At 33.8% G+C, this 20,790-nt stretch carries 19 protein-coding genes; 9 read left to right on the top strand and 10 right to left on the bottom strand.

Annotated features, from left to right (window positions below):
- Window positions 1–8: 8 nt before the first annotated feature.
- The 7 genes from proB to EM308_RS14695 form a co-directional block, all read right to left on the bottom strand.
- Window positions 9–770: a glutamate 5-kinase gene (gene proB / locus EM308_RS14725; RefSeq protein ID WP_035633822.1), complete on the bottom strand. Its 762-nt coding sequence runs from the start codon at window positions 768–770 to the stop codon at window positions 9–11.
- An 82-nt stretch (window positions 771–852) separates the two neighbouring features.
- Window positions 853–2,049 (bottom strand): glutamate-5-semialdehyde dehydrogenase, encoded by a 1,197-nt coding sequence (locus EM308_RS14720; RefSeq protein WP_035633820.1) that lies wholly within the window; start codon window positions 2,047–2,049, stop codon window positions 853–855.
- Between the two features lie 19 nt (window positions 2,050–2,068).
- Window positions 2,069–2,860, bottom strand: coding sequence for a Fic family protein (locus EM308_RS14715; RefSeq protein WP_035633818.1), 792 nt, complete (start codon window positions 2,858–2,860; stop codon window positions 2,069–2,071).
- Between the two features lie 20 nt (window positions 2,861–2,880).
- Entirely contained in the window at window positions 2,881–4,020 is a 1,140-nt protein-coding gene (locus EM308_RS14710) for an aspartate aminotransferase family protein (protein WP_035633816.1), read from the bottom strand.
- An 83-nt stretch (window positions 4,021–4,103) separates the two neighbouring features.
- On the bottom strand, window positions 4,104–5,081 hold the full coding sequence (argC, locus tag EM308_RS14705) for an N-acetyl-gamma-glutamyl-phosphate reductase (RefSeq protein WP_035633812.1): 978 nt from the start codon (window positions 5,079–5,081) through the stop codon (window positions 4,104–4,106).
- A 132-nt stretch (window positions 5,082–5,213) separates the two neighbouring features.
- Window positions 5,214–6,407 carry an argininosuccinate synthase gene (locus EM308_RS14700; protein ID WP_035633810.1) on the bottom strand — a complete coding sequence of 398 codons (1,194 nt, stop codon included), beginning with the start codon at window positions 6,405–6,407 and terminating at the stop codon, window positions 5,214–5,216.
- Window positions 6,408–6,482: 75 nt separating this feature from the next.
- Window positions 6,483–7,106 carry a GNAT family N-acetyltransferase gene (locus EM308_RS14695; protein ID WP_035633865.1) on the bottom strand — a complete coding sequence of 208 codons (624 nt, stop codon included), beginning with the start codon at window positions 7,104–7,106 and terminating at the stop codon, window positions 6,483–6,485.
- Window positions 7,107–8,322: 1,216 nt separating this feature from the next.
- Between EM308_RS14695 and EM308_RS14690 the strand changes: the two genes are divergently transcribed.
- Complete coding sequence (locus EM308_RS14690) at window positions 8,323–8,799, top strand: nuclear transport factor 2 family protein (RefSeq protein ID WP_035633807.1); 477 nt, start codon at window positions 8,323–8,325, stop codon at window positions 8,797–8,799.
- Window positions 8,800–8,801: 2 nt separating this feature from the next.
- Window positions 8,802–9,233, top strand: coding sequence for a hypothetical protein (locus EM308_RS14685; RefSeq protein ID WP_035633805.1), 432 nt, complete (start codon window positions 8,802–8,804; stop codon window positions 9,231–9,233).
- A gap of 131 nt (window positions 9,234–9,364) precedes the next feature.
- Here EM308_RS14685 and EM308_RS14680 read toward each other — a convergent pair whose 3' ends face one another.
- Window positions 9,365–10,531, bottom strand: a complete 1,167-nt coding sequence (locus EM308_RS14680) for an IS4 family transposase (RefSeq protein ID WP_035633802.1) — start codon at window positions 10,529–10,531, stop codon at window positions 9,365–9,367.
- A gap of 270 nt (window positions 10,532–10,801) precedes the next feature.
- On the opposite strand from EM308_RS14680, the gene EM308_RS14675 reads away from it, so the two are divergent.
- Window positions 10,802–11,473, top strand: a complete 672-nt coding sequence (locus EM308_RS14675; protein ID WP_051877803.1) for a carbonic anhydrase — start codon at window positions 10,802–10,804, stop codon at window positions 11,471–11,473.
- A 24-nt stretch (window positions 11,474–11,497) separates the two neighbouring features.
- The gene (locus EM308_RS14670) at window positions 11,498–12,670 is read left to right on the top strand and encodes a porin (RefSeq protein ID WP_035637802.1); all 1,173 of its coding nucleotides are present in this window, start codon (window positions 11,498–11,500) and stop codon (window positions 12,668–12,670) included.
- A 154-nt stretch (window positions 12,671–12,824) separates the two neighbouring features.
- Here EM308_RS14670 and EM308_RS14665 read toward each other — a convergent pair whose 3' ends face one another.
- Both EM308_RS14665 and fahA read right to left on the bottom strand, forming a co-directional pair.
- Window positions 12,825–14,009 (bottom strand): hypothetical protein, encoded by a 1,185-nt coding sequence (locus tag EM308_RS14665; protein ID WP_035637800.1) that lies wholly within the window; start codon window positions 14,007–14,009, stop codon window positions 12,825–12,827.
- 125 nt (window positions 14,010–14,134) lie between these two features.
- The gene (fahA, locus tag EM308_RS14660; RefSeq protein WP_035637798.1) at window positions 14,135–15,418 is read right to left on the bottom strand and encodes a fumarylacetoacetase; all 1,284 of its coding nucleotides are present in this window, start codon (window positions 15,416–15,418) and stop codon (window positions 14,135–14,137) included.
- A 107-nt stretch (window positions 15,419–15,525) separates the two neighbouring features.
- Between fahA and glyA the strand changes: the two genes are divergently transcribed.
- The 5 genes from glyA to EM308_RS14635 all read left to right on the top strand — a co-directional run bounded on the left by glyA (window position 15,526) and on the right by EM308_RS14635 (window position 20,691).
- The gene (glyA, locus tag EM308_RS14655) at window positions 15,526–16,800 is read left to right on the top strand and encodes a serine hydroxymethyltransferase (protein WP_035637796.1); all 1,275 of its coding nucleotides are present in this window, start codon (window positions 15,526–15,528) and stop codon (window positions 16,798–16,800) included.
- A gap of 128 nt (window positions 16,801–16,928) precedes the next feature.
- Window positions 16,929–17,522, top strand: coding sequence for a tRNA-(ms[2]io[6]A)-hydroxylase (gene miaE, locus EM308_RS14650; RefSeq protein WP_035637794.1), 594 nt, complete (start codon window positions 16,929–16,931; stop codon window positions 17,520–17,522).
- Between the two features lie 98 nt (window positions 17,523–17,620).
- Window positions 17,621–18,118, top strand: coding sequence for a GNAT family N-acetyltransferase (locus EM308_RS14645; protein ID WP_035637793.1), 498 nt, complete (start codon window positions 17,621–17,623; stop codon window positions 18,116–18,118).
- Between the two features lie 121 nt (window positions 18,119–18,239).
- The gene (locus EM308_RS14640) at window positions 18,240–19,952 is read left to right on the top strand and encodes a sensor histidine kinase (protein WP_035637791.1); all 1,713 of its coding nucleotides are present in this window, start codon (window positions 18,240–18,242) and stop codon (window positions 19,950–19,952) included.
- Window positions 19,945–20,691: a LytR/AlgR family response regulator transcription factor gene (locus EM308_RS14635; protein WP_035637789.1), complete on the top strand. Its 747-nt coding sequence runs from the start codon at window positions 19,945–19,947 to the stop codon at window positions 20,689–20,691. Before EM308_RS14640 ends, EM308_RS14635 begins: the two co-directional genes overlap by 8 nt.
- Window positions 20,692–20,790 lie beyond the last annotated feature (99 nt).

The following is a 20,790-nucleotide window of genomic DNA, read 5'->3' as shown; positions in this document are numbered from 1 at the left end:
AAACATTTTTACATAATCTTAGTAAATTCAATCTCTGAATTTAGGGCTTTCAACATAAAATTATCTTCAAGTCCGTTTACAATCCAAGTTTCGATGTTTCCGGCTTTGGCAATGGCAGCCGAATCGATTTTAGATTGCATTCCACCCGTACCGTGAGATGATTTTGAATCACCAATTTCCTTTTGCAACAGCGATAAATCGGTTACCTGTTTTATGGTTTTGGGTGATTCATCGTGAATACTTGCTTTTGTGTAAATACCGTTAGTATTAGTAGCAATAATCAGAATGTCAACATTTAATAAAACAGCGGTCAATGCTGCCAATTTATCGTTGTCTCCAAATTTAATTTCATCCGTTGCGACGGTATCATTTTCGTTGATAATCGGGATGTAATTGTTTTTGACTAAAACGTTGATGGTATTTACAATATTTATTTTGGTTTGTTCCTTTTCAAAATCCGAATAAGAAAGCAAGCATTGTGAAATATTTAAACCTAAATCTTTAAAATTTTCGTTGTAAATCCGCATTAAATGAGGCTGTCCAATTGATGCCAACGCTTGCTTTACGAAAACGTCTTTATCATGATTGTCCAATTTTACAAATTGTTTGGCAGCTGCAATTGCTCCAGAGCTAACAATGATAAATTCGTATTCATCCTGCAAAGCAGCTATTTGCATCCCAATATCCTCAATCTTTCCTCTCGAAATATGATTGGTTTCCTTGGTCAAGGTGTTGCTGCCTAACTTTAATAGTATTCTTTTTTTAGCCATTTTTTTAAAGTCTCTAAGTTTCCGAGTTGCTAAGATTCTAAGAGTTTTTCTCTAAAATCTAAAATCTGCAATCTAAAATCTGCTATCTGATTTGCCCTTCACCGTACACGTACCATTTATTGGTTACCAAATGTTGTAAACCAATTGGGCCGCGTTGGTGCAGTTTGTCAGTACTGATTGCCAATTCTCCGCCTAAGCCAAATTGACCGCCATCGGTGAATCGGGTTGAAGCATTATGATAAACCGACGAAGCATCAATGTTTTCCATGAATTCTTGTGCAATCGTTTTGTCTTCGGTAATAATAGAAGCCGAGTGCCCTCCGCAATATTTATTGATTTTGGCAATCGCTTCCTGATTGGAATCTATTGCTCCAATAACGATTTTATAGTCCAAAAATTCTTCGTACCAAATAGCATCGTTTTCAATTTTATTTACGCCAGTTGCTTTTGCGACAGCGTCATCTCCCAAAACCGTTACGTTGTATGATTTTAATTTTGTTACCAATTCGTTGGCAAATACTTCCCAATTTGGTAAATTCACATCAATTAAAACTTTATCTAAAGCATTGCAAACTGATATGTTCGATGTTTTTCCGTTGATGATAATAGCTGTTGCTTTTTCCAAATCGGCATCGGCATTTACGAACACAAAATTATTTCCACGACCGCTTACAATAACCGGACAAGTAGCGTGTTTTTTGGTAAATTCAATTAATTTTTCACCGCCACGAGGTACGATTAAATCAACTCTTTGTGTTGGTTTTTCTAAGAAAGCTTGAGTTTGAACGCGGTCATAATTTAGATATTCCACCCAATCCGTAGAAACACCATTGCTTTCAAGGGCTTGATGCCAAAGGCTTACGATTTTTTGGTTCGAAAGCAAAGATTCTTTTCCTCCTTTCAAAAGGATTTTATTTCCCGATTTAAAAGCAATTCCTCCCGCTTCGACTGTTACGTCCGGACGGGATTCGTAAATAATTAAAATAGTTCCAAAAGCAGCTGTTTTATTGCTGATTTTCATTCCGTTTTCATGGGTAAATTCATAACGAACCTGTCCAACGGGATCTTCCTGACTAGCCAATTGCTTTACCGAAAGAATCATTGCATCAACTTTGGAATCATCCACAAGCAAACGCTTTTCCATAGCCAAATCTTCGCCATTATAATTGGCTAAATCCTGTTGGTTAATGCTTTTTAAAGCTTCTCTTTCTTGTTCCAAAAGAGTAACCATTGTGGTTAAAACAGCATTTCTTTTTTCTATGGATAATAATGTGTTCATTTTTTTTGTTTTTAGTAATCTATTGGATTGATTTTGGCAACATTAGTAAAAATGGTAATGCTTTGGTATAATCTAATTGTTCGTAAAAAATGCCCAGCTTGTTTAAATTTTTATAGTATGCATCCACGCTATTGTAATAATTTAATTCACTTTGTATAAACCAAGCTTTGTTTCCTAATTTTTCGGAAATAAACCATTTTTCCAATAATCTTGCAGCTCTACCATTTCCGTCTTCAAATGGATGAATATTTACAAAAACTAGATGAATCATCGATGCAAAGAAAAAAACCTCTTGAATAGTTAGGTCTCTTTTTTTTAATTCCTCAATTTCAATCCAAAAAAAATCGAATAGTTCAGCTATTTGGTTTCCTGGTGCAGCTTCATATTGGATTCTAAATGTTTTGTGTTCCATAACAACCATATTGGCAGTTCTGCAAATTCCTTGTTTGCTTTCGGCAAGTAAATGTTTTGAAAGTAAGGAATGGCTTCTGCAAAAATTAGTTGCTGTTAAACTATTAGCTTGCGCAAAAAGGTAAGCTTGGTATAAATCATTTGGTTTTTCGACCAAGTCTTTATTATAATCAATAGCGAGCATTTTATGTTTCAAATAACTGTCTATTTCTAATATTTCGCCTTCAATTTTTGCCGAAGCAATAGAGGCTACTGAAGTATAAAAATTAAATGTTTCTGTAGTCATTTCAGACTCTTTTAACTGATTAAAAGCGTCTAAAAAATCAATGTCAGTTGTAGCATTTTTATATTCTTTCAGTAAAATAGCCGAATTTGATAAAATAAAATAATCGTTTTTCATTATTTAATTTTTTGGCAGGTTTATGACTTCAACTCAGCTAACGATTCCTGTAAAGCAATGATAAAAGCATCAATAGCCTCAGTAGTAATCGTCAATGGTGGAAGAATTCTCAACAAGTTTTTATTGTTGGCTCCACCGGTGAAAATATGTTTTTCAATAATCATTTTCTTTCTCAAAGCGCTCACGTCAAAATCAAATTCAACGCCCAGCATCAATCCTTTTCCTTTTACCTGTTTGATTTCAGGAATTGCTTTGATGGCTTCAAAAAAGTATTCGGATACCGTATTGGTGTTTGCAATTAAATTTTGGTTTTCCATAACGTCTAGAACTGCAATTCCGGCAGCACAAGCCAAATGGCTTCCGCCAAAAGTAGTTCCCAATAATCCGTAACTCGCTTGGAATTTAGGAGAAATTAAAACACCGCCAATCGGGAAACCATTCCCCATTCCTTTGGCTGTAGTTACAATATCTGGATGGATTCCGTGGTGTTGAAAAGCGAAAAATTTTCCGCTTCTTCCGTAACCTGATTGTACTTCGTCTAAAATCAAAACCACCTCGTGCTCTTTACAGGCTTTTTCTAAAGCCTGAAAGAATTCGGTTGTTCCTTGGTCCAAACCACCGACACCTTGAATAGGTTCGATGATTATGGCGCAAACATCGCCTTTTTGCAATTCGGCTATGACCAAGTCAATTTGGTTCAAAGGCAGGAATGTAACGACTTGTTGCGCGTTTAACGGAGCAACAATTTTTTTGTTGTCGGTAACCGCAACAGCAGCCGAAGTTCTTCCGTGGAATGAGTTGTCAAAAGCAATCACTCTTGATTTTCCGTTGTGGAAAGAAGCTAGTTTCAAAGCATTTTCGTTAGCTTCGGCACCAGAACTGCATAAGAACAAACTGAAATCAGTCAAACCGGAAGCTTTTCCTAGTTTTTCAGCCAATTCCACTTGCAATGGATTTTGAATAGCATTTGAATAAAAACTCAAATTATCCAATTGCTCTTTTACTTTCGTCACATAATCAGGCTGTGTGTGTCCGATTGAAATTACTCCGTGACCAGAGTATAAATCTAAATATTCTGTTCCTTTATCATCGTAAATAGTGCAATCTACAGCTTTTACAGGCGTAATAGGATATAATGGGTAAACGTCGAATAAGTTCATTTTAATTTTTTGTTTAAAGTTTAATGTTTCAGGTTTTAAGTTCGGTGGGTAACTTGAAACTTTAAACCTGAAACAATTTTTTTCTAGAATCCGCTTGGTTTCAAATGCAATCCTGTGGTTTCTTCAAGACCAAACATCAAATTCATGTTTTGAATGGCTTGACCAGAGGCGCCTTTGACTAAATTATCGATCACCGAAGTAATCAAAATCCGGTTTCCTTTTTTCATTAAACTAATAATACATTTGTTGGTTTGCACCACTTGTTTCATATTGATATTGGTCGTGGTAACGGTTACAAATGGTTGGTTTTTATAAAATGCTTCGTATTTGGCAACCAATTCTTCCCAACTATCTTCTGATTTTGTGTACAAAGTCGCAAAAATTCCTCTTGGGAAATCTCCTCTGTTCGGAATGAAAAGCAATTCGTTTTTGAAATCAGATTGTAATTGATGTAAGCTTTCCGATATTTCGCCCAAATGTTGGTGTTCAAAAGCTTTATAATGTGAAAAATTATTATTTCTCCAACTGAAATGTGAGGTTTCCGAAAGGCTTACTCCAGCTCCGGTGCTTCCGGTTGTAGCGTTGATATGTACGTCGTCATTCAGTAATTTGGCTTCCGCCAAAGGCAATAAAGCCAATTGAATAGCTGTTGCAAAACACCCTGGATTTGCGATGAATTGCGCTTTTTTGATTTCAGTTTTGTTCAATTCAGGTAAGCCGTAAATGAATTTTTTACCGTCAAAAACTTCATCTTTATGCAATCTGAAATCATTTCCTAAATCAATGATTTTGGTATGGCTTGCAAATTGGTGTTCAGTCAAAAACGATTTTGATTTTCCATGTCCCAAACACAAGAAAACGACGTTTACTTCAGGATTTACTTTATCGGTAAAAGTAAAATCAATTTCGCCCAACAAGTCTTGGTGCGCTATATGAAGTTGTTTTCCGGCATTGGTGGTGCTGTACACAAAATCGAGTTTTGCGTTGGGATGATTCATCAAAATTCTGATGAGCTCTCCCGCCGTATAACCTGAACCACCTATTATTCCAACATTAATCATAATTTTTATTTTTAAAACATTTTAATTTTACCATTAAGATATTAAGGTAAATTAAGCTTAATGAAACTTAATGTCTTAATGGTTTAAAAATGATAAAAAAGCTTTTTTTGAAAGCTTTTTTATTTTGATGTATTACTCGTAAGTTTCTTTATTTACAGAAGAGAAAATGTTTTGGGCATTCCCTAAAATTTTGATGAATCCTTTGGCATCGTCTGATGTCCAGGCGTTGTTCATTTCTCCGTATTGACCAAAACCGGTGTTCATCAAATCATTCGGAGACTCAATTCCGTCTAGTGAGAAGTGGTACGGTTTCAGAGAAACAGTTACCGTTCCGTTCACGGTTTTTTGAGTGTCTTCAAGGAACGTTTCGATGTTACGCATTACCGGGTCCAAAAACTGACCTTCGTGGAAAAGCATTCCGTACCAGTTTCCTAGTTGCTCTTTCCAGTATTGTTGCCATTTTCCAAGAGTGTGTTTCTCCAGTAAATGGTGTGCTTTGATGATAATTAGCGGAGCGGCGGCTTCAAAACCAACTCTTCCTTTGATTCCGATAATCGTGTCACCGACATGAATATCTCTACCGATTGCATAAGCGTTAGCTAATTTTTCAAGCGTTACGATGTTGTTTGAAGGCTTGTCGGCAACTCCATTTACGGCAACCAATTCCCCTTTTTTGAATTCCAATGTTACTTTCTCTTCGCCTGTTTTTTGCAACTGGGATGGATAAGCCTCACTTGGCAATGGTTTTCCAGAAGTTAGAGTTTCTTTTCCTCCAACAGAAGTTCCCCAAAGTCCCTTGTTGATAGAGTACTGCGCTTTTTCCCAAGAATAATGCACTCCGTTTTTGGCCAAATAATCAACTTCTTCTTGTCTTGAAAGTTTCAAGTCACGGATAGGGGTGATGATTTCGATTTCGGGAGCGATGGTTTGGAAAATCAAGTCAAAACGAATTTGGTCGTTTCCTGCACCGGTACTTCCGTGAGCGATAGCAGTAGCACCAACCGATTTAGCATATTTAATAGCTTCGATGGCTTGGAAAACACGTTCAGCACTTACAGATAAAGGATACGTATTATTTTTCAACACATTTCCGTAAATCAAGTATTTGATGGCTTTGTCATAATATTTGTCCAAAATGGTAAGGTTCGCATGTTTTGCGCTTCCAAGTTCATAAGCTCTGTCTTCGATAGCTTTCAATTCGGCATCGTCAAATCCACCTGTGTTGATTAATACGGTGTGAACTTCAAAACCTTTTTCGTTTTTTAAATATTTAAGACAATATGATGTGTCTAAACCTCCACTATATGCTAATACTACTTTTTTCATTTTTATTTGAACTATTACGGGCTAAGGCTATTGGTTTTAAAACGACTAGCTTTTAGCAGTTTATATTTGATTTTATTATTTTTTTGTTTTTAAGAAAAGAGCTTGCTTAATTTCTTTCAAACGGTTCCAAATCCTTACATTGAAAGGGTGTTTTGGCGGATCCTTTGGTTTTTCGGCTGGATCATAAAGCATACCGGTACACAAACACATTTTGTAATCTTTGCTTTTTAGGATTTCGTAATTGGTACAGGTTTGACAGCCTTTCCAAAAACTTGGATCATTTGTCAATTCAGAGAAAGGAACCGGTTTGTATCCCAATTCCGAATTGATTTTCATTACGGCAAGACCCGTAGTAATTCCGAAAACTTTCGCGTTCGGGTATTTTTCTAATGAATAATCAAAAACGAAAGATTTAATTTTTTTTGCCAATCCTAAATTTCTGTAATCCGGATGAACGATTAAACCGGAGTGTGCCACAAATTGACCGTGCTGCCAACTTTCGATATAACAAAAACCGGCAAAAATTCCGTTGTTGAGCGCAATAACGGCATCTCCCTTTTCCATCTTTTTAATGATGTATTCCGGAGTTCTTTTAGCAATTCCAGTACCTCTCAGTAGGGCAGACGATTCTATTGTATCGCATATTTCCTGTGCATACTTATAGTGTTCTTCCTGAGTTACTACAATAGAAATGTTCATTTCAAGAGTCATATTTATAGATTAAAAAAATGTGCCGTAATTGAGTTTGGTTTGCTTCGTTTTTGCAATGCCAAATATAGGGCAAATACAAGAAAGAACAATCCAAATAATTGAACTACAAGCAGATGATATTTGTTTGGTAAATTTTTTAGGATGTATTAATCCAAATAAGAATGGAAATAATTTCAAAACGATAAAAAATTAGAAATGAATAATATAATACGATTACACAACGGAGGCTAAACTATAGCATCCGTACTTCGGGAGAAGTCCTAAGTGTCATTATCCGAGAGATAACTGTGTTATATGTTTCTATTTTTTTCATTGGCGCAAAATTACAGTTTTTTTTTGAAATCAGATATTAAAAAAACTATAAAAATCAATTTTTTAACAAATATAGCGATTTTTGTAATAAAAAAAATTTTCTTGTTGTAAAAGGCTGTTTTTTAGAGGTATTTTTTCTTTTTGTTAGAAGGAATTAGAGGAAGCATTTTTGAAATTATTTGGGCATGCCACCGTCGAGAAAAGGGGCTTACTCAGCAAACCGCTTATACAGCCCCTTTCCTCAACGCTGTCGGGCTATTCGCGCTACTTTGGTAGCTTGCTACTATCCCTCACGCACAATGTCATTAAGTTAAGCGTTTTTTATGTCATTTCGACGAAGGAGAAAACACATAACGTGAGTCACTAGTGAGATTCCTCGTGCCTCGGAATGACAAAACGATGGTTTTATCCTTAACTTAATGACATTGCCCTCACGCAGCTTACTAGAATATTGAGTAGAATAAAGAGGTTCCGTTTTTTGTATAAGTTATTGTTTATATTTGAGGTAGAGAATAATGTGTAATAAAGACATTAGGTTTTTACATAATTTTGTTTCTACTAGCGCGAGCGCAATGTCATTAAGTTGAGGGGGATAAAAATAGATCATGCAGATTCGACAGATTTTTTTACTTTTTTTTGCGGAAATCTGCGAAATCTGAGTGTAAATAAAGCAGTATTCCTTAACTTAATAACATTGCCTCTGCTAGCGCGAGCGTCCCGCTTGTGCCCACAAAGTAAACATTAGTAAAATTGAAATATTTATAAAGAAAAGTGGATCCAGATTGTGTTCACGAGCGTGACGCTCGCACTAGCACTTGTGAATAAAATATGACTTATCTTAGTGTCAAATGCCAACGATAATTGTTTTCTGAATATAACAAAAAATCAAAGCATGAAAAAAATACTGATTTTACTTTTCGTATCCTTCAATTTTGCGTTTGCGCAAGTACCCAAAAACTCCGAATTGTTTTTGGCTTTGCAAAAACACGACAGTATTTTTTTTGATCGATGTTTTAATCAGTGCGACTACGTTTATATGGAAAAGATGATACACAAAGATCTTGTGTTTTATCATGACCGAGGCGGCATTCAGGACAAGCAGAAATTTTTGGAAAACACCAAAAATAATCTTTGTTCGGACCCAAATAAAAAACCAATCCGAAAAGTTCGTAAAGAGTCTTTGGAAGTTTTTCCGTTATATGATAATGGTGTTCTCTACGGAGTTGTACAAAACGGGATACATGATTTCTATATCCGAGAACCCAACAAAGGAGACAATTATACAGGAACAGCAAAATTCACTCATGTTTATTTGCTTGAAAATAAAGAATGGATTCTTAAAGAAGTTTTAAGCTTTGATCACAAATAATTATGGAAGGAAAACAAATAAATAAAAAGCAGCATATTCCTAAAATAATCAAAATCGTTGTTGTTATTGCTTTGGCTTTTGGGGCACAATATTATTATTCCAATTATAAGCCAGTTGGAGATGAACTTGCCGGTATGGTTGATAATTACAATAAGGCTTGTCCGGTGATGATTAGTAACGATATCAGGATGGAAAGCGTTGTTACATTGCCACATAATACAGTGCAATATGACTTCTTATTGGTGCGTGTCCAAAAAGAAAATATTGATGTTTTGGCTTTGAAGAAATCCATAGAAAAAGAGATATTGTCTAGTTCTAAAACGAATCCGAGTCTTGAAGCCTTTCGAGATAATAATGCAACGGTGATTTATAACTACAAAGATATTTACGAAAAAGAGCTGTTTAAAATCACTTTGACGCCGGATTTGTACTAATCCATTGTAATAAAATAATTAATTTGTAAATGGTGTGATTGAATAATTACTATTTCTATACGAGTTGATTTCTTGTCTAGTTATCAACTATATCGTTTGATAATCTAAAATTAGTACTGATGCGTTAATATTTAACTGTTAAATAAGTTTATCTGTTCATTGACATTTTGATTTGATTGAATATCTGTTAGAAGCTCACTTAATGGGGTTTTGTCAAATACTGATATCCCCAGGATTTGTATTATTTCATATATCGATAAATCACTTTTTAAATCCTTTTTAATTTTTGCAATTATTAAATATGTAGAAATTGCTATCCATATGTGAATATTTACTGCGTTTTCGGAATGTCCCCATAAAGTTTTAATAGTCAAATTTTGTTTTATCCACTTGAAAAACACCTCAATTTGCCATCTATTGCGATATAAATTCGCTATTTCTAGAGCTGTTAATTCAAAATTATTGGTTAAAAAAGACAATTCTATTTCGCTTTCAAAGTCATAAAATTCTACTAGTCTCAATGATTCTGGATAGAGTTTTTTGGATTTGTATCCATTAAGTGTTATAGTTTTATCTCCTCTCAATCCTGTACTCTGGTCAATATTATAGTTTATCTCAACAATGGAATAATTCATTGATGTTTTTGATCTTGATATAAAAAATGCATCACTTACGTGAAATCTATATAAAGCTTTAAAGTCAACATAAGCCTTGTCCATTATGTAAATAGCATCAGGATTTGGAATAAGAACATCTAGCGTGTTACTGTCATGGTATTTACCGTCAGTGATGAGTATAAAAGCCGGAATACTACCTCTTAAATCTAGTAATGTATGGACTTTAATTGCCCCTCTAGAGTATTTTCCAGGAGCCCAACTAAACAATTTTAAACTTAGAGATATAGTTGTAGAATCTAATGCAAATACCTCGTTATCGATATCAATGTTCAGAATTGATTCATCTGAGTATTTTGGCCTAACTTGATTGATTAAGAAAAATCCAAAATCCTCAAATATTCTGTAATCTCTTCTTTCATTAGCTCTTGATAAAGTAGATTGATTTACATATTGCTTAATTCCAAGGTGGTACAGTTTGTTTCGATGAGCTTTTAAACAGGTACAAATATCTCTTAAAGAATTCCTAGAGGTTAATTGACCAAAGAACAATTGTAAAAATTGATTCCAACAATTAAAATCTCTAGTTCTGTAATCGCCATTGTATTTTATAACGGACTTTTCAAATTCATAACGATTAATAAAATTTAGAATTTGTGCAAAAACATATTTCCCTGAATTCATAGCTTAACAATAAGATTGCAAAGCTAACTTTCAATTCAAATCAAAAAATCAAAGAACGTATGTAATACGTTGGTATTAGTGTAATTATGAAATATTTTTAAAAATTAACGCATCACTAGTAATCTAAAATATTTCCTATAATTCTATAAATATGATAAATGTCACTATTTGCGAGATTTCATGAGTCTAATTTTGTAACTTTAATAGCAAGAATGAGTTTGTGTGATAACGTTTAATACAACTAATTTTTGTCGTAATAAAGGAAATATCATGAAAAAAAAAGGACTACTTTTTTTGCTTTTTATAAGCATTTTGTCTGTTTATAATTATGGGGCAAGTGCCCAAAACGACAATTTGTCTTCACTTCAAAAACTGCAGGAGGGAAATAAAAGATTTGCTTCGGGAAAACCGGTGCACCCCGATGAAACCCTAAAAAGATTAAGAGAACTTAAAGGAGGACAGCATCCATTTGCCGTTGTTGTGAGCTGTTCGGACTCAAGAGTTCCGGCAGAATTAGTGTTTGATCAAGGCCTTGGGGATATTTTCTCTATTAGAACCGCCGGAAACGTAATGGGCGATTATGAATTGGGAAGCATTGAGTATGCTGTTGAACATTTGGACTGCAAATTGATTGTTGTCATGGGACATAAAAGTTGTGGTGCCGTAAAAGCATTTGTCGATACAAAGGGAAATTACGATCAAGAGGATCATATCAAAAAAATAGTTGAATACATTGGTAACGAAAAAGAAGAAAACGACCTTGTTAAAGCCAATAAATTGTCAATGGACAATGCTGTGAATGCTAATGTTTTGCATGGTGTTAATTTTCTAAAAAATGCTGAACCAATTTTAAAAGAAAATTATGAGCAAAAGAAAATTACTATTATTGGAGCAGTTTATGATATTGAAACTGGAAAAGTAACTTTTGAAAAAATAAAATAGGTACAAATAGTAGATACTTTTTTAATGAAAAAATATATTATTTATTGGATATTTTTATTGCCAATTTTATCTTTTGGGCAAATAAAAACGCTTGAAGAAAATGCCGGACAGCAGCCATTGATTCCTACTCCTAAGTTAACGTTGTTAAAAGATGTAGATATTATTTTTAATACCCGAATGGCTTTCGATAATTATTTTGTTAATGGAGATCATACAAATTCTGCTTTCTCCATGAACCAATTACGATTGGAAGTGAAAGGGAAAATTCACGACAAAGTTTTCTTTAGATTTAGAAACAGGTATACCAAAATTGCCGATAACGGAACTGTAGATAATATTAATCGTGCCGTTGATATGGCTTATTTGGTGTTTGATGTAACGCCGCAGGCAAAATTTAGTTTTGGAAAAATGATTGGTGATTGGGGAGGTTATGAGCTTTTGACAAATCCAATAGAGATTTTATCATACAATACTATTAACAATACGGCGGATAATTTTTTGGTCGGAGCGGCTTTTTCGTTTGCATTAGAGGATCATAAAAATATTTTTAATTTCCAATTATTGAATTCAAGAACCAAAACTTTCCAAGAACAATACGCTACAAATTTGCCTCCTGGAATTGAAATATCCGAAATGCCACTTGCTGCTGTAGGAAATTGGAAAGGTCATTTGTTTGACAATAAATTGGAAACAACATATAGTTACAGTTTTTTTAATGATGCTAAAAATGCTAAAGGAAATTATGTGTCTTTGGGAAATAAATTTAAAGCAGGTAAATTGACACTGTTTTATGATTTTCAATATAGTAATGAAGGTTTGGATCGCAAATCTGTAGTTACCAATATAATCAAAAGTAAATATGTATATGCGGCGGAAGATGTGAGTTATATGGAAAATTGGGTTAGAGCTGAATATCAGATTCGTCCAAGGTTAAATCTCCTGCTTACGGTGATGAATAGTAACGCATCTTGGAATGGGAATCCTGATCCAAACAAAGAAAACAATTTATTGAAATCTTACGGTATAATTCCAACAGTTGAATATTTGCCATTTAAAGATTTTAATTTGAAGTTTTACGCAGGTTACATTGCTAAGAAAAATAACTATTCGTCTTATGCACAAAATACTTTTGGCGCAGTGGATGGGACAACAGGGCAAGTGAGTTTTGGTATAATTGCTCCTTTGTTGGTTTTATAATTACAAAAACATAAAGTGTTTTTTGTTGAGGCAAAAACACAAAGATTTTCACAATGTATGCTGAGCATTGTGGCGTTATATTTTAGGTTTAAAAATAATATATCAGCAAAAAAAGCAACTCTGAATGGGTTGCTTTTTTGTATTTATATGCGCTTTATTTTGTAAATTGATTCTTTGTAATAATTGAATTGATTTTGGCTTTTAAATCTTCGCCTGTATCATACACCATTTGTTCGCTAGTGGGGAAAGGAACCACTTTTTTATCAAAATAGCCATAATAATTATTATCAGCCGCACGACGATCCCCTTTGAATGTGGAATAGATATTCTCAAAAACAAACTCGCTTGTTACAGGAAAGGATTCCAATTGTTGGTTGTTTTTGTTGTTGATATAATCTATTTTGGCAGTGATTTGGCATGATTTGAATTGGCGAACTTCATAAATCTTTACTGTGGCATTAACCATATTGTCAACCATAATTGGGTTTCCTTGTCTGTCGACAACCACTTTTCCGTTGGCATCAATTTGTTTTTTTTGACCGTCAACAACTTGACGTTCCTTTATGAATTCTCTTTCTTTTATTTGTTCTGGTGAAATAAAAATTGACTTAAAGTTGATGAACATTCCATAATCATAGCTTATGTCTTTTTGCTTAACGCTGTGGTAAACGGTCCATTTATCATTCAATTTATAGCTTTTAAAATCCAATAAATCATTCTGAAGCTGTGCCGGAATAATCATATTGGTTTCGTTTTGGGTATTTACGATTACAAAATCGGTTCCTTTAAACTGAGCTTCAGACATGATTTTGGCAACGTCTTTATAATTGGGATTTATTCTATCCAAATAAGCCAAATCATCATAAACCTTGCGGTAATTCATTTTGTTTTTGGTGAGCATCAATGTTTTTGAATTGGTGTACAAATAATTGGATAAATCATTTTTGCTGCTTATGATTCCGTCGTTATAATTATCAAATGGGAAAATTGCATTTCTCCCTTCGTTGATTAATTTCAGCGGAAGCAATGGTTTTATTTTTTCCTGACGATCATTCAGTGCCATATACGTATTGTATATTTTTTCAAAATTGGCTGGGTTGTTTTCTTTGGTTAAGAAATTAATTGTGTTCAGGTCGCGTTCTTTGGCTTTGGCGAAAGCTTCTTCCAATAAATAAATATAATCCTGTTTTCCTTTTTTGTCTTTGTTGGAGCGTAAATTGGAAAGTGCGATATCTATGGCAGCATCGTAATTTCCCGATGATAGATTGTTTTTGGTTTGTTTTACACCACAAGAAGTTAGCAGTGTGATAAAGGTAATCAGTAAAGTAATTTTTTTCATTATAATAGGGGCAATGAATTGTGATGGTTTGTTTTGCAAACTTACTATGCTTTGTTGTTTTTTGTTTAAAATATTTCAAAAAAAAACCGACAAATTTCTTGCCGGTTTTTATATAATTTGTCTGTTTATTGTCTTACAAAAGGGGGTAATAATTTACTGGAGCATTCTCCAAAACCAATACGAACCTGTCCGTTTTGACTGTATCCATTGATAATTACCGTGTCTCCATCGTTGATAAATTTGCGTTGGGAACCATCATTTAGCTGGATAGGGTTTTTTCCTCCCCATGTCAGTTCAAGCATCGATCCGTAACTGTCTGGTGTAGGACCGGAAATAGTTCCTGATCCCATCATATCACCAGAATTTACACGACATCCGTTTGATGTGTGATGTGCCAATTGTTGGTTCATTGTCCAATATATATATTTAAAATTGGTTTTGGAAACAACGGTGGGTTTTGCATTTTCTGGAACTATGGATACTTCGAGATTGATGTCAAATGAGTGTTTCCCTTTTTGTTGTAAATAAGGGAAAGGAGTTGGTTCCTGTTTAGGTCCTTTGGTTCTGAAAGGTTCCAATGCATCCATCGTGATAATCCATGGCGAAATTGAAGTGGCAAAATTCTTGGATAAGAAAGGTCCAAGCGGAACATATTCCCATTTTTGGATATCTCGGGCACTCCAATCATTCAATAAAACCATTCCGAAAATAAAATCTTCGACTTCACTGATGGGGACAGTTTCTCCCATAATATTGCAATCCGTTGTGATAAAAGCCGTTTCCAATTCGAAATCAACTGAACGAGATGGGCCAAAAACTGGTGTAGTTTCCCCATGTGGCAGGATTTGTCCCATTGGTCTGTGTACCGGAATTCCGGATGGAATAATAGACGAACTTCTACCGTGGTATCCTATCGGGATGTGGAGCCAGTTTGGCAATAAAGCGTTTTCCGGATCACGGAACATTTTCCCAACATTAGTGGCGTGTTCCTTACTAGAATAAAAATCGGTATAATCACCAATTAATACAGGAAGTTGCATTTCAACATCTTCCATTCTGAAAATTACTATACTTCTGTGTTTGGGGTTGTCTCTTAATTCAGGGTTTGTTGCGTCAAAAATTTCAGCAATTCTGTTTCTCACCAATCTCCATGTTTTTTGACCGTCTGATATAAAATCATTGAGGGTATCCTGCATGAACATATCGTCTGTCAATTCAATCCCTTCAAAGTAATTCAATTGTTGTAAAGCACCCAAATCGATTGCAAAATCACCAATTCTTGAGCCTACCGTGACGATATTTTCTTTGGTAAGAAAAACCCCAAAAGGAATATTTTGGATAGGAAAATCACTGTCTGGCAAGACTTCTAACCATGATCTTCTACTAGTGTCGTTAGCTGTTATCGGCATGATGATGTTAATTGTTTGTTGAAAATTACTTGTCAAATATATTATAATCTAACAGTTTAACAAACGTTTTTTTGTATTTTTGCGGGAAATTAACGAAAATCAGTAAAATGCAACGCGACGAACAAATTTTTGACCTAATTCTTGAAGAACAAGACAGACAAATACACGGATTAGAACTTATTGCTTCTGAAAACTTTGTAAGTGATGAAGTAATGGAAGCTGCCGGATCAGTTTTAACTAATAAATATGCCGAGGGATATCCAGGTAAAAGATACTACGGAGGATGCGAAGTAGTAGATGTAGTTGAGCAAATCGCTATTGATAGAGCCAAAGAATTATTTGGTGCCGAATACGCAAACGTACAACCTCACTCAGGTTCACAAGCAAATGCTTCTGTATTTCACGCTTGTTTGAAGCCAGGAGACAAAATTTTAGGTTTCGATTTATCTCACGGAGGACACTTGACTCACGGTTCACCGGTAAACTTTTCGGGACGTTTATATAACCCTGTTTTTTACGGAGTAGATAAAGAAACAGGACGTTTGGATTATGATAAAATTCAAGAAATTGCAACTAACGAGCAACCAAAATTAATCATCGCAGGAGCTTCGGCTTATTCACGTGATATGGATTTTGAGCGTTTCAGAGTAATTGCTGACAGCGTAGGAGCTATTTTGATGGCTGATATTTCCCACCCTGCTGGACTAATTGCCAAAGGATTATTGAATGACCCAATTCCACATTGTCATATCGTTACTACAACAACTCACAAAACATTGCGTGGGCCACGTGGAGGTTTGATTATGATGGGTAAAGATTTCCCAAATCCAATGGGATTGACTACTCCAAAAGGAGAAATCAGAATGATGTCTAATTTACTGGATTTGGCAGTTTTCCCTGGAAATCAAGGAGGACCTTTAATGCATATTATCGCTGCCAAAGCAGTAGCTTTTGGTGAAGCATTACAAGACGAATTCTTTACGTATGCTATGCAATTGCAAAAAAATGCAAAAGCTATGGCTGATGCTTTTGTAAAAAGAGGATACAATATTATTTCTGGAGGAACAGACAACCACATGATGTTGATTGACCTTAGAAACAAAGGAATTTCTGGAAAAGAAGCCGAAAATGCATTGGTAAAAGCAGAAATCACTGTAAATAAAAATATGGTTCCATTTGATGATAAATCACCATTTGTTACTTCGGGTATTCGTGTGGGAACTGCTGCAGTTACTACTCGTGGCCTTGTTGAAGAAGATATGGAAACTATCGTTGATATGATCGACAGAGTTTTGGTAGATCACACTAACGAAGATGTTATCGAAGAAGTAGCCAGCGAAGTAAACGAAATGATGAGCGAAAGAGCAATCTTTGTGTTCTAAATTTTAGTTTAAAAGTTTAAAGTTTAAAAGTTTAAAGTTTAGTGTTTGCTAAGGCATTCCAAAACTTTAAACTTTTTTTATTTGTAACAACTTAAACCTTAAACAATTTAAACATTTAAATAAAAAAAATGGGTGTACTACGATTACAATTACCAACAGATCCCAGATGGGTGAATATTGTCGAGAAAAACATCGAGGAGATTCTTACTGATCATGCCTGGTGTGAGCAAAAAGCGGCAACCAATGCAATTACCATTATAGCCAATAATCCAGAGCATCAAGATTTGGTAAAAGATTTATTGGCTTTGGCCAAAGAAGAAATAGACCATTTTGAGCAAGTACACAATATCATCATCCAACGCGGATTGAAATTAGGTCGCGAACGCAAAGACGAGTACGTAAATGAATTGTATTTGTACATGAAAAGGAGTAGTGACGGTAGTCGTGTTTCGGGATTGGTGGAGCGTTTGTTGTTTTCGGCGATGATTGAAGCCAGAAGTTGTGAGCGTTTCAAAGTGCTTTCAGAAAATATTAAGGACGAAGAATTGGCTATTTTTTACAGAGAGTTAATGGAAAGCGAGGCGGGACATTATACTACTTTTATCACTTACGCCCGAAAATACGGAGTTGGAATAGATGTAGAAAAACGCTGGAGAGAATGGCTTGCATTTGAAGAATCCATTATAACCAATTACGGAAAAAATGAGACTATACACGGGTAGTTTTTTGTATTCAGTGTTCAGTTTTAAGCACTCAGTGATTTTTTAGTTTAAAGTAGTCGCTATACTCTATTTTCTTTTCTCTAATATTCTATTTCAAAATGATCAAAATAATTTCTGCTACAGCAAAAAATTATCCAACAATTCGAGATATTGCACATGAAACTTGGCCTATTGCCTATGGAGAAATCCTTTCGAAAGCGCAATTAGACTATATGTTGGGAGCTTTTTATAATGATGAAGCCCTAAATGACAGTGTTGTAAATAAGGGACATCATTTTGTGTTAGCCAAAGAAAGAGAGGAAATATTGGGATTTGCTTCCTATGAGCATCATTATGACCAAAATAATCAAACCAAAATCCATAAAATTTATGTTTTACCACAAACCCAAGGCAAAGGAATTGGTAAAAAGCTGATTGATTACGTCGAAAATGTTGCCAAAGAAAACGATTCAACGGAGTTGGTACTGAATGTTAACCGATTCAATAAAGCGTTATTCTTTTATCAAAAAATGGGTTTTGAGATTGCATCCGAAATTGACATCGAATTGGAACACGGTTATTTAATGGAAGATTTTGTGATGATTAAAAAGCTCTAATTTATTGTTTTTTGTTTGATTCAAGACGGATTTTACCCAATTCAAGAAGTACAGATTTCTTTGTAATAGTGCATTTACATTTACTTTATAAAAAATGTAATAGTAACTTAAAAATCTAATCATGAAAAAAATAGTTTACTTATTGATGTTTGCTTCTTTGCTGAGTTTTGCTCAATCAAAAGAGATAATTGAGAAACCTGCAAATAATCTTTATTTTGTTTTAAACAAAACAACTGTTCGATTTGAAAACAATTTTATCCTTAATAAATATATTTTACCTAATGAAGGTAGAGGGATTTATAATAATTTAACATCTTTTACTAATTTATCACATAGAGAATTTTATTTTACGGTATTAGGAGAAAAAATTAATCTTAAAATAAATGATCCAAAAGAGTTCAATAATTTATTTATATGTGGATATATATATACTGACAACCTCAAAGTAAATAAAGATTTATATAAGATTGAAAATCTGGAAATTCAGGTTTTTAAAAATAATAAAATCGTACAAAATTGGACTTTAGTAACACAAACAAAAAGGTATAGTGAAAGTAATGTTTATTATTCGAAAAAATATTTTGAAAGGGGCTATATTCCTTATTCAGATTCATTAGTCAACGGTGATAAACTGGTAATTTTATTTAGAAAAAAAGGTCAGGGTAATTTTTTAAAATTAAATTTTGAAAAGAAAGAAAGCGCTAGAAAACCTTTTGTTATTGCCTCAATGTGGGAAGATTTTAAAAAACCGAAAAGGTTTGAAAATTTTATTCAAGAAACTATTGATAAATTATATAAATATGCTTTATTAGTTAAATTAGATAAATCAAATTTTCAAAATGATTGGCCTGAAGATTATGGTTCAAAAATTATAGGAAATTCAAACAGACATTTTAAAAACGAAAAGTATTGTTTGGTTTTTAGAAAACCTAATGGAAAAAAACGGACTTATGATAGCTTTGAATATCGTACCAGCATAAATTCTAAAACTGGTGAATGGATAAAATCGAATGGTATCATTTTCCTAAATCTAAATGAATCAGGAACTCATTATAAGTTAGAAGTTCGTTATAAAAATGATCTGAAAAATGTTGCTGTTTACTATTATTCTACTGAGCCCGATTGGTATCAAACATTGTGGTTTAAGATTGTTATTGGAATATCTTCTCTCTTGATTTTTTCTCTCATTTACATTTTTTGGAAGAGGAAAATAGATGAAAGAAAGCGATTGGAACAAAAATCAAAAATCAAAATGTTGTACGCGCAACTTAACCCACATTTTGTATTCAATGCTTTAGGTTCTATCCAAGGCTTGCTTAACGATAATCAAATAGAAAAAGCAAATCAATATTTGGTTGGTTTTGGTTCATTGCTTAGAAATACGCTTACTTCTGGTGAAAGTGAGACGCAAAGTATTGAAACAGAAGTAAAAAGCATCAATAATTACATTGAGTTAGAACAGTTGCGAAATCCTTTTTTGTTTCGTTTAAATATTGATGAAAATATAGATGTTCACGAAATACAAATGATTCCTCTTTTGGTTCAGCCTTTGATAGAAAATGCCATAAAACACGGAATTTCAAATATGGAAAAAGGGGAAATAACGCTTACTATTTCAAAAAAAGCAAATGATTTAATTTTTGGATTGGTCGATAATGGAAAAGGATTTGATATTTTTGCGGAGCAAAAAGGTTTTGGTTTAAAACTGGTAAAAGACAGAATAATGCTTTTTAATCAATCTTCAAGAAAGATGAAAATTGACATGAAAATAAAAAGTAATTCATCTGGAACACAAATCACTATTTTATTTAAAGACTGGCTTAAAAATGATTAGAGGAATCATCATAGACGACGAACCAAACAATATTACCAATCTTCAACGATTGTTGGAAAAATACTGTCCAGAGGTAATTATTGTTGGTTCGTCTTCAGATCCTAATAATGGAATAAAGCTCATTAAAGACAGTCAGCCTGATTTGGTTTTTTTGGATATTCATATGCCCGAAAAAGATGGGTTTCAGGTTCTGAAAGATCTTGACTCATATGATTTTGAAGTGATATTTGTGACTGCTTTTAGCCAATATGGAATTCAGGCTATTAAATTTTCTGCAATTGATTATCTTTTGAAGCCTATTGATATTGAAGAGTTAAAAAAAGCAGTTGCTAAAACAAGCAATAGATTGAAACATAAAAATCAAAATTTGCAATTGCAAAATTTGCTTCATCACTTAAAAGAAAGTAATAATAATTCCGATCATAGAATAGCCATTTCATCGCTCAAAGAGACCCGTTTTGTATATGTGAAAAATATAGTTCGTTGCGAAAGTGAAAATAGCTATACATTATTTTTTACAGATGAAGGAGAAACCATAATTTCTACGGTGCCCCTTTATGAATATGATGAAATGTTAAGCATTTATGGATTTATTCGTTGTCATCAATCACATCTAGTAAATAAAAAATATGTAAGAAGCTTACTTAAAGAAGATGGTTATACTTTGTTGCTTTATAATCAAAATAGAATTCCTGTTTCACGGAATAAAAAAGATTTGGTAAAGAAAGCCTTAGTTTGATTTTAAGGTGTTTTGTCTATAAACTACCTTTTTTGTTAAAAAATCATTTAGTTTGTCTGCTTCCATTTTTTTCTTCTATTTTCGCTATCAAATCATCCA

The sequence above is a fragment of the Flavobacterium gilvum genome (genome assembly GCF_001761465.1).
Taxonomy (GTDB): domain Bacteria; phylum Bacteroidota; class Bacteroidia; order Flavobacteriales; family Flavobacteriaceae; genus Flavobacterium; species Flavobacterium gilvum.
The sequence above is the reverse complement of the archived record's forward strand: the minus strand, read 5'-3'. Positions and strand labels throughout refer to the sequence as shown.